The 10,515-nt window shown below is 46.6% G+C and carries 6 protein-coding genes and 1 pseudogene; 6 read left to right on the forward strand and 1 reads right to left on the reverse strand.

Features of this window, described 5'->3' with window-relative positions; all coding sequences use genetic code 11:
- The first annotated feature begins 215 nt into the window (after window positions 1–215).
- The 3 genes from acnA (ACTVDO_RS07015) to ACTVDO_RS07025 all read left to right on the forward strand — a co-directional run bounded on the left by acnA (ACTVDO_RS07015) (window position 216) and on the right by ACTVDO_RS07025 (window position 5,511).
- Entirely contained in the window at window positions 216–2,942 is a 2,727-nt protein-coding gene (gene acnA, locus ACTVDO_RS07015; protein WP_041267872.1) for an aconitate hydratase AcnA, read from the forward strand.
- Window positions 2,943–3,105: 163 nt separating this feature from the next.
- On the forward strand, window positions 3,106–4,263 hold the full coding sequence (prpF, locus tag ACTVDO_RS07020) for a 2-methylaconitate cis-trans isomerase PrpF (RefSeq protein WP_020959280.1): 1,158 nt from the start codon (window positions 3,106–3,108) through the stop codon (window positions 4,261–4,263).
- Window positions 4,264–4,899: 636 nt separating this feature from the next.
- Window positions 4,900–5,511, forward strand: a complete 612-nt coding sequence (locus ACTVDO_RS07025) for an RraA family protein (protein ID WP_020959283.1) — start codon at window positions 4,900–4,902, stop codon at window positions 5,509–5,511.
- A 47-nt stretch (window positions 5,512–5,558) separates the two neighbouring features.
- Here the strand turns inward: ACTVDO_RS07025 and ACTVDO_RS07030 are convergent, their stop codons facing one another.
- Window positions 5,559–6,428, reverse strand: coding sequence for a LysR family transcriptional regulator (locus ACTVDO_RS07030; RefSeq protein ID WP_442901260.1), 870 nt, complete (start codon window positions 6,426–6,428; stop codon window positions 5,559–5,561).
- A 208-nt stretch (window positions 6,429–6,636) separates the two neighbouring features.
- Here ACTVDO_RS07030 and acnA (ACTVDO_RS07035) point away from each other — a divergent pair, with 208 nt between their 5' ends.
- From acnA (ACTVDO_RS07035) to ACTVDO_RS07045, 3 genes and pseudogenes are all read left to right on the forward strand, one after another.
- The gene (gene acnA, locus ACTVDO_RS07035) at window positions 6,637–9,381 is read left to right on the forward strand and encodes an aconitate hydratase AcnA (RefSeq protein WP_442901261.1); all 2,745 of its coding nucleotides are present in this window, start codon (window positions 6,637–6,639) and stop codon (window positions 9,379–9,381) included.
- Between the two features lie 134 nt (window positions 9,382–9,515).
- Window positions 9,516–9,653: pseudogene (locus ACTVDO_RS07040) on the forward strand (transposase); the annotation flags it as partial.
- A 12-nt stretch (window positions 9,654–9,665) separates the two neighbouring features.
- The coding region (locus ACTVDO_RS07045) for an RNA-guided endonuclease TnpB family protein (RefSeq protein WP_442901262.1) at window positions 9,666–10,515 on the forward strand (850 nt) is incomplete at its 3' end.

A 10,515-nucleotide genomic window follows, 5' to 3' on the forward strand; every position in this document is an offset into this window, starting at 1 on the left:
AACCGTTAGTGCGGTTGGCCCCCGCCACGGTGTTTTGCGTTGAGATATCCTCCACGTGACGAACCTTCTCTGTGACCGTGTGTGGTCTCTTGTTGTTAGGTATTCCATTTCATCATGGTTAACCATCAAAAAACGATATTTTTATTATAGATTATCCCAACTTATAATCGAATTGAAAGTTGCATGAATGGAATGAAAGGGGAGGGAAACCGTTGATCGCAGAACATGATATTTTTCGAACGCGTTCCTTTTTTACGGTCAATGGCAAGAGGTATACCTATTATCGTCTGATGGGTCTGGAAGAATTAGGGGTTGGGAAAGTTTCTCGGCTTCCTTATTCGATTAAAGTTTTATTGGAATCGGTGCTCCGCCAATACGATGGGGTGGCAATCAAAAAAGAACATATTGAGAATTTGGCAAAATGGGGAACCGACGAGTGGAAAAGAGAGATTGATGTTCCTTTTAAGCCTGCGCGAATCGTTTTGCAGGATTTTACGGGTGTTCCGGTTGTTGTTGATCTCGCGTCTTTGCGCCAAGCCATGGCGGATATGGGCGGAAGCCCGGAGATGATCAACCCGGAAATCCCTGTTGACCTTGTCATCGATCATGCCGAACAAGTAGAGAAGTTCGGAACGCCGGATGCATTGAAATATAATGTCGAACGAGGATTTGAGCTCAACTATGAGCGGTACAAATTTTTTAAATGGGCGTCCAACTCTTTCAAGAAGTTTCGCGTCGTGCCGCCTTCGACCGCTATCATTCATCAAGCCAATGTAGAATATCTTGCTTCGGTTGTACAGTCAACGGAAGAAAATGGCGAATATCTCGCCTTCCCTGATACTTGTTTTGGAGCCGACTCACATACACCAATGGTGAATGGGATCGGGGTCGTTGGATGGGGAGTCGGAGGCATTGAGGCAGAAGCGGCGATGCTCGGGCAACCTTCGTACTTTCCAGCCCCAGAGGTAATTGGGATTCGTCTAAAAGGCAAATTGCCTGCTGGCGCAACCGGGACAGATCTTGCTCTTTATGTTACACATCTGCTTCGCAAGAAACACGTTGTCGGAAAATTTGTGGAATTCTTCGGGGAAGGGGTCACAAATTTATCTGTGGCCGATCGGGCGACGGTCGCCAATATGTCGCCAGAAAATGGAGCAACCATCTCCTTCTTCCCTGTAGATCAGGAAATATTGAACTTTTTGCGTCTAACCGGACGAACGGAGGAACAAGTACAGCTTGTAGAGGCTTATTGCAAGGCGAATGGGCTGTTTTTTACACCGGATGCTGAGGAGCCGATGTATACGGAAGTGATCGAATTGGATCTTTCTACCATTGAATCGTATGTCGCTGGTCCGAAGCGTCCACAGGACTTGATCCGATTATCTGAGGTGAAAGAGGCTTTTCGAAAGTCCTTAACGAACACATTGGGGAATCACGGATATGGCCTCAGCGAAGAGGAGATAGACAAACAATGTTCTGTCGCCTTCCACGACGGCCAAACGTATCCGTTAAAAACAGGCTCCATTGTGCTTGCGGCCATTACGAGCTGCACAAACACTTCCAATCCGTATGTCATGATTGGCGCTGGTCTGTTGGCAAAAAAGGCCGTAGAAAGAGGGCTATCCGTTCCGCCGTTTGTCAAAACGAGCCTTGCTCCTGGATCGAAGGTCGTTACCCAATATTTGCGGAAGGCCGGGCTGCTTCCTTATCTCGAAAAACTCGGATTCTATCTTGTCGGCTATGGCTGTACAACATGTGTAGGGAATTCAGGCCCTCTTCCTGACGAAGTGGCGGAGGCGATCGCACAGAACGATTTGATTGTTTGTGGAGTGTTATCCGGCAATCGCAATTTTGAAGGACGCATTCATCCGCTCATTAAAGCGAACTTTTTAGCTTCCCCTCCTCTCGTTGTTGCGTATGCTATTGCCGGAAGTGTGGACATCAATCTTCAAAACGAGCCTCTCGGAACAGACAAAGAGGGAAAGGCTGTTTACTTGCAAGACATATGGCCAACCCATTCGGAAATCGAAAAGGTAATAGCTGAAACCATTACAGTAGATTTATATGAACAGCAAAACAAAAGCATGTTCAGCGGGAATGAAGCATGGAATCAATTGCAGACGGGCAAAGGATTGCTTTATGAATGGGAGGAAGATTCGACATTTCTTCGCAACCCGCCCTTTTTCCAAAATATGTCCAAAGAGGCTAGGCCAATCGAATCGCTGAACGGGTTGCGGGTGCTTGTCAAACTTGGCGATTCCGTTACGACCGATCACATCTCTCCGGCTGGGGGGACGATTCCGCCTAATAGTGTGGCAGGAAAATACTTGTTGTCGCAAGGGGTAAAGCCGGGGGATTTAAGCTCCTATGGCTCCCGCCGCGGCAATCATGAAGTAATGATGCGCGGTGCCTTTTCCAATATCCGTTTGAGAAACGAAGTAGCGCCGGGAACAGAGGGCGGCGTAACAACATATTTCCCAACCGGGGAAGTCATGTCCATTTACGATGCGGCTATGAAATATCAACAAGATGGAACGGGATTATTGGTGATCGCCGGGATGGATTACGGCATGGGCAGTTCCCGGGACTGGGCGGCGAAAGCGACTGCGCTGCTTGGCGTCAAAGCGGTTTTGGCGCAGAGCTTCGAGCGTATCCACCGCAGCAACTTGGCATTGATGGGTGTGCTTCCTCTTCAATTCCAAGAGGGAGAAAATGCTGATACCCTTGGCTTAACTGGGCGCGAACGATATGATATCCATATTGACAATCACATCCGCCCCCGCCAACTTGTAACGGTGATCGCCACTGATGAATACGGCTGCCGGAAGGTGTTTGACGTGATCGTCCGTTTCGACAGCGAGATAGAGATTGATTATTACCGCCATGGTGGTGTATTGCCAATGGTTCTTCGTAAGAAAGTGAACTACTCCCCCTTAGCTTGAAGCGGGAGCCGATCCGTTTGTGAAAAGAAAAGGCTGAAAGGCTGACATCGGCTGTTGCACTGTTTCAGGAAGCATCGTGCCAGTGGGGCGGGGAAGGCAGGCCGCTATTTAGGATGCCGCCTCCGCGCCTTTCAGTCGCATAAAGTTGGAAGGAGAGAACGAAGTGAAGCAGTGGGGAAAACAAATCAAAATCCCTGCCGTTTATATGCGAGGCGGAACGAGTAAGGGAATTTTTTTTCTGAAAGAAGATTTGCCCTCTGATCCGTCGAAACGTGACAAACTATTGTTGCGTGTGATGGGAAGTCCGGATCCGTATGGGCAGCAAATCGATGGCATGGGTGCGGCGACGTCAAGCACGAGCAAGGTGGTCATCATCAGCAAAAGCAACCGGCCCGGATGTGATGTTGATTATTTATTCGGCCAAGTAGCCATAGGGCAGCCACTCATTGATTGGAGTGGGAACTGCGGGAATCTTACAGCGGCGGTTGGTCCTTTTGCGATTGATCACGGGCTCGTCGATGCTCCTAAGGATGGGGTGGCCACTGTCCATATTTGGCAGGAGAACATTGGAAAGGAAATCATCGCCCATGTCCCGATGAAGGATGGAGAAGTGCAAGAGCTTGGCGATTTCGTGCTAGACGGAGTAGCCTTTCCAGCGTCGGAAATCAAGCTGGAATTCCTTGATCCTGGCGGGGAGGGAGGGGTTCTGCCAACCGGAAATCCCATCGACATCCTTCACGTTCCGGGAATAGGAGAAGTGGAGGCAACTCTAATCAATGCCGGAAATCCTTCTGTCTTTATTTCTGCATCGTCAATGGGATTAACGGGAACAGAATTGCAACAAGATATTAACGGCAATCCGGATTTGTTGGCGCGGTTGGAATGGATCCGCGCTCACGGGGCTGTCGCTATGGGGGTGGCAGACGACATCGAGTACGCTATGGCGAAACGCCAGCATACACCGAAAATTGCCTTTTTGGCTGAGCCAGCAAGCTATACTGCATCGAGCGGCAAAGTGGTGCGCCGGGAAGAGATTGACCTGTTGGCGCGCATTTTGTCGATGGGGAAACTGCATCATGCCATGACAGGCACAGGTGCGGTGGCGATGGCTGCTGCGGCGGCGATCCCGGGAACGATCGTGAGCAACATTTTAGGACGCGCAGTATCCGAGATTCGCATCGGGCATCCGTCGGGCATTGTAAGAGTAGGAGCTGCAGTCGAACGACATCATCATAGTTGGATGGTAAAAAAAGTGGTGATGAGCCGCAGTGCCCGGCGATTGATGGAAGGGTTTGTCCTTGTACCTAATATCATCGATTAATCACCCAGTTTTATGTTTTGGGCCTCTTTCTCCTTTTTGGCTGCTGGTATGGCCGAGAAAGAGGCCTGTATTCGGTAAGTTGCTGATCTTCTTATAGTTCATCATGAAAAACATGGCATCTTTGAATGATTGAATGTATTCCACTTTGCCCTGGCCATCCTCGTTGTCTGTCATACATTCGAAATTCGAATACCGCGTCATGAACGAAAACTATTTCTTCTACCATGCTACTTTTCGCTAAGATGGAAGTAATAAAAGAAAACGTCCATGGGCGTTGTTTTTGGTTCAGATGGGTCGCCAGCTCTGGTAAACGCTTTCCTGTGACGTTTTGCTTGCCATTTTTGCTCATGGATCAATCCTGTTTCGCAGCAGGTTGAAAAGGAAGGGGGGATAACACTAAGGATACGTGTTGATCAATTTTTATGCCATTTTCGGAAAACGATTTCAATGACAATTGGAGGAGGCTGAATATGAATGAATGATACGGGCGCTGTGCACGGAAGCAGGTTTGGTATTTTTAAGTGTGCTCTTATTTATCTCATTTATCATGGTTTTGTTGATGCGCCTTGAAAAAAGGCAAGGTTTTTCTAAACATCAGGCTTCACAATCCAATCAGCTAAAAGGGGAAGTGGTGAAATGAATATAATCAGTCAGTTTGAAATGATACCGACCACCTGTATTTCTGATGTGATGCAAGGTCTCAATAATCTTGATTCGCAGATCAAGCCTTTGAAGGAAAATGATCGCGTGGCAGGAAGAGCGTTTACAGTGAAAATGCCCGTAGGGGACAATCTTGTTTTTTTGAAGGCGCTGAAGGAAGCGCCGCCGGGAAGTGTCCTTGTGGTAGACGCCAAAGGGGACACCTATCGGGCCATCGCAGGAGATTTTTTAGTTGGCGTAGCACAAATGTTAGGAATAAAAGGGATTGTTGCCCACGGGGTGATACGGGACATTGAGGGGATTAGAAAATTGAATATTCCTGTTTTCTGCCTCGGAACGACTGTGGCAGCTAGTGGAAAGGCTGGTATGGGGGAAATCAATGTCCCTGTCTCTTGCGGTGGGGTGACGGTGCATCCGGGTGATATGATCGTCGGTGATGCTGATGGAGTTGTTGTTGTACCACAAATGCGGGAACAGGAAATTTTACAAAAGGCATTAGAAAAACTGCAAATGGATCTCGACAGAGCAAAACGGGTATCCAGCAGGGAGGAAGCGCTTCGGTATTTGGAAAATGTCTTGAATAAATAAAAAGGAACGGGGAACGGGGCAGATGCCGCCGTTCCTTTTTATTATTTTTATAAGGAATATATATCAAGCTGTTTGACTACATCAACAAAGGCGTTCACGACATTTAATGTTAAAGAGTCTTGATGGTACATCATCCATGTTTTTTGGGTGAGAGGACGCCCTTTTTTATCTGTCAGGCAGATTTTATGAAGCCCTTTCACATTTTCCAAAAATAGTGAAGGCATAATCGCGTATCCTAATCCATTGGCCACCATTTCTTTGCATGTGTCCCCTTGATCGACGACCATAGCGATATACGGAGGATGTATATATCGCTCCGCCCACCAGTTATCCACTAACTGCCTATATAAGACGTCTGTTTTATAATCAATTCTTGGCAGTTGGGGGAGTTGTTCTAAATCTACCTCTTGCTTAGAGGCAACACAGATGTTTTCCTCAAACAGCAAGTGTTTTTGATCAGGCCAGTTGTATTCCCCGCGAATAAAAGCCACATGGACTTCCTGACTATATAATAAAGCAAAAATATCTCGACTGTAGCCGGTTTTCACTTGGAATTCGACTTGAGGGTACTGATCTTTAAAATATTTGAGCAGAGCAGGGAGTTTGTATTTGCTAATGAAGTTCGATACACCAAGGCGCAACGTTCCCGCTACTTGATGATGGAAATTCTTTAAATTTTCTTTTATCACGCGAAGACGATGCAACATATCTTCAGCACACTTGGCGAGGTATTCTCCTTCCGGCGTAAATTGCACTCCTTTGAATCCGCGATCCACAATTTTGACTTCCAACTCTTTTTCAATTTGTTGCAGGCGTTTTGTTAGTGTTGGTTGCGAAATAAATAGTCGTTGGGCGGTTTTCGTAATACTTTTCTCCTTATAAAGGGTATGCAAAATCATCCAGTCGCGGTCTTCCATAATGATTACACACCTCTATATCCATTCCTTGTTGTTATTTTAATCTACCCGCTATCTTTCTTTTTGGCAAGACCGTGGCGCCCAAAATGCACCAAGAGTGTTGCACATATAAAATTTTCATACCTGCTCATAACAAATTGATATTTCTTTCGCTTTTCAGTTTTGTAATAAAATGAAATCAACCAAAGAGAAAAGGTGGCTATCGGCAATGGAAGACAAAGTGCTCAAAAGCATACGGAGAACGAAATCTCATTTTTCTTTACGTGGAAAAACCTACTCTTTCTATCGCATCAACGCGCTCGAAGAGGATGGAGTCGGAAACGTTTCCCGACTGCCTTATTCCATCAAAGTGTTGTTGGAAGCGGCTGTACGTGAATTTGATGGTTCCGCGATCACCGCAGAGCATATCGCCATGTTAGCGAATTGGGGAAAAAAGCGCGAGACAACCCGGGAAGTGCCTTTTAAGCCGTCTAGGATTCTTATGCATGATACGACCGGACTACCGGCATTAGTGGATTTAGCAGCCATGCGCGACACAATGGCACAGATGGGAGGAGATGTTCGTAAAATCAACCCTCTTATTCCTGTAGACCTTGTCGTAGATCATTCGGTGACAATTGATTATTTTGGAAAGCCGGACGCCGTCAACTTAAATGAACAACTCAACTTCAACCGAAATATGGAACGCTTTCGTTTTTTGCGTTGGGCGCAAAAAGCGTTCGCTAATTTTCGCGTTGTTCCACCCTCGAGCGGCATTATGCATCAAGTGAATATGGAGTTTCTATCATCGGTTATTTCCTTAAAAAAGAATGGCAATGAAACGGTAATTTTTCCAGACTCGCTGATTGGAACCGATTCCCATACAACGATGATTAACGGATTGGGAATTGTAGCGTGGGGAGTAGGCGGAATCGAAGCAGAGGCGGCTGTATTAGGGCAGCCTGTGTACTTCGTCATGCCAGAAGTCGTTGGCCTGAAACTCACGGGTTCACTTTCTGAGGGAGTGACAGCGACCGATTTGGCTTTGACCATTACCAATCTTCTTCGGCAAAAAGGGGTTGTTGGCAAGTTTGTGGAATTTTTCGGTTCAGGAGTTCAAACGCTGAGTGTAGCTGATCGCGCGACCATTGCGAATATGGCGCCTGAGTATGGGGCCACTATGGGCTATTTCCCTGTCGACAGGGAAACGATAAACTACTTGCGGCTGATGGGCCGCGATGAGGAACAAATAGACCTTGTGGAAACGTATTACCGAATCCAAGGCATGTATAAGCAAGAAGAAAGCCCGGAACCATGCTATTCTGAAATCATTGAGCTGGATTTATCGACCGTTGTTCCCTGTCTGGCAGGGCCTAAGCGCCCGCAGGATCGCATTGAATTAGGACAGATGAAGAAACGTTACCAAGAGATGATTCAAGCCCCATTGCCGCAAGGCGGTTATGGACTCACGGAGAAGGATTGGCAAAAATCAGTGGTCATTACGCATGAAGATGGGACACAGTCAGTTTTGCAAAACGGTGCGATTGTTTTAGCAGCAATCACAAGTTGTACGAATACGTCCAATCCCACGTTATTGGTGGCGGCTGGACTTGTGGCCAGAAATGCCGTTAAGAAAGGACTTCGGATGCCGCCGTATGTGAAAACGTCTCTAAGCCCGGGCTCGCGGGTGGTCACAGATTACTTGCAGAGGGCAGGGTTGCTGTCCTACTTAGAAGAGTTAGGATTCTATATCGCAGCTTACGGGTGTGCGACATGTATTGGCAACTCGGGGCCGCTTCTCCCGGAGGTCAGTAAGGCCATCGCCGATCACGAACTGACTGTAGCTAGTGTGTTGTCAGGAAACCGCAATTTTGAAGGGCGTATACATCCACAAGTGAAATTAAACTATTTGGCATCGCCTCCGCTTGTTGTTGCTTATGCCTTGGCAGGTACGGTCAATATCGATTTGACGACAGAACCGATCGGATATAATAAAAATCACCAACCGGTATATTTAAAAGAACTTTGGCCGTCTTCAGCCGAAATCCAGCAAGTGTTGCAGCAATCACTTCAACCTGAATTGTTCCGTAAACGGTATGAGGTCGTATACGAAGCAAATGAGCAATGGAATCGTATTGATATTTCTGAAGGATTGCTGTATCAATGGGACGAACGTTCTTGTTACATCCGCAAACCTCCGTTCTTGGAACGCTTCCGTTGGGATGTAAAAGAAATGGAAGACATAAAAGAAGCTCGTGTCCTTGCGCTGTTAGGGGATGTCGTCACGACGGATCATCTCTCCCCCTCGGGAGTCATTCTCCCCAACAGTCCTGCTGGGCTGTATTTGCAAAGTTGCGGAGTAGAACCGAAAGATTTTAACTCCTATCCGTCGCGCAGAGGCAATCATCATGTCATGGTAAGGGGAGCGCTGGCCAATGTGCTGAATCTTATGGTTCCAGAAGCGGGGCGAGGGATGACAAAAAATTGGTTAACGGGAGAAATCATGTCTATTTATGATGCGGCGATGAAATATAAGGAAAAGGACATCCCGTTGCTGATTATAGCGGGCAAAGAATATGGCACAGGAAGCTCGAGGGATTGGGCGGCAAAAGGGACGTATCTTTTAGGAGTCAAAGCCGTCATTGCCGAGAGTTTTGAAAGAATCCACCGCAGCAATCTAGTTGGCATGGGAGTGTTGCCTTTGCAGTTTGTCGATGGCATAAACGCTTCCTCTCTCGGGATCACAGGTGCAGAAACGTTCAGAACGATCGGGTTGGACAAAGGAGTCAAACCAGGGCAAAAGATCAAGGTAGAGGGGATTCGGGAAGACGGAACCTGCTTTGAGTTTGACGTGATCGTCCGTCTTGATAACGCCATAGAAGTGGAATACTATCGCAATGGCGGGATTATGCAGACCGTCATGCGCCGACTTGCACAAAGTCCATTCGGAAATTCGCTGAAAACCGCTCAGTAAAAAAGAGGCTAGGTTGATACATTTTTAGTGCGCTGGGGGTAAGGGGGCAGAAAAAACTATGGCAATCGAAAAAAATGAAAATAAAACAAATGCGAAACTAATTGCTTATGTTGGCTGTCGTACATCATGGCAAGATCAAAAAGCATTTTCCGCAAGTGAAAAGAAAACGGTGGAAAGAATATTTTTGGTCAAGAAGCGTTTGCCTGCTTACAACGGGTGGTGCGCCCATTGAAGTAATAAAAAACTATATAGAACATCAAGGTATGAAGTGATGTGGTGTCGATATGGCCAACAAAGCCTATCAGTTCCGTCTATACCCAACAAAAGAACAAGAACAACTGCTCGCCAAAACCTTCGGTTGTGTCCGTTTCGTGTATAACAAAATGCTTGAAGAGCGCATACAACTGTTTGAAAAGTTCAAGGACGATAAAGAATCCTTGAAACAGCAAAAATTTCCGACCCCTGCCAAGTACAAAAAGGAGTTTCCTTGGCTAAAAGAAGTGGATAGCCTTGCGCTGGCAAACGCCCAATTGAATTTGCAAAAAGCGTTTCAAAACTTCTTTTCTGGCCGCGCTGGATTTCCAAAGTTCAAAAACCGCAAGGCGAAACAGTCGTACACCACAAATGTGGTGAATGGCAACATGAAGCTTTCAGATGGCTATATCAAGTTGCCCAAACTGAAATGGATCAAGCTCAAGCAACACCGGGAGATTCCTGCCCACCATATCATCAAGGCTTGTACGATCACGAAAACAAAAACAGGAAAATACTATATTTCGATTCTCACAGAGTACGAACATCAACCTGCACCAAAAGAAGGACAAACTGTTGTTGGGCTTGACTTTTCCATGAGTACGCTGTATGTCGATAGCGAGGGTAAGAGAGCCAATTATCCTCGATTCTATCGCAAAGCATTGGGAAAATTAGCGAAAGAACAGCGTAAATTGTCTCGTAAAAAGAAAGGCTCGAATCGTTGGCATAAACAGCGTTTGAAAGTCGCAAAACTTCATGAGAAAATGGCCAACCAGCGCAAGGACTTTCTGCATAAGGAGTCGCACAAATTAGCGAAACTTTATGATTGCGTGGTCATCGAAGACCTCAACATGAAGGGAATGTCCCAAGCCCTCCATTTCG

It is taken from the genome of Geobacillus sp. BK01, assembly GCF_052220245.1.
In the GTDB taxonomy this organism is placed as follows: Bacteria; Bacillota; Bacilli; order Bacillales; family Anoxybacillaceae; genus Geobacillus.

Excerpts from the sequence above, each read along its gene's own strand:
- ACTVDO_RS07025 (WP_020959283.1), top strand. The coding sequence starts at position 4,900 with ATGAATATAATCAGTCAGTTTGAAATGATACCGACCACCTGTATTTCT.
- ACTVDO_RS07030 (WP_442901260.1), bottom strand. The coding sequence starts at position 6,428 with ATGGAAGACCGCGACTGGATGATTTTGCATACCCTTTATAAGGAGAAA.
- acnA (WP_442901261.1), top strand. The coding sequence starts at position 6,637 with ATGGAAGACAAAGTGCTCAAAAGCATACGGAGAACGAAATCTCATTTT.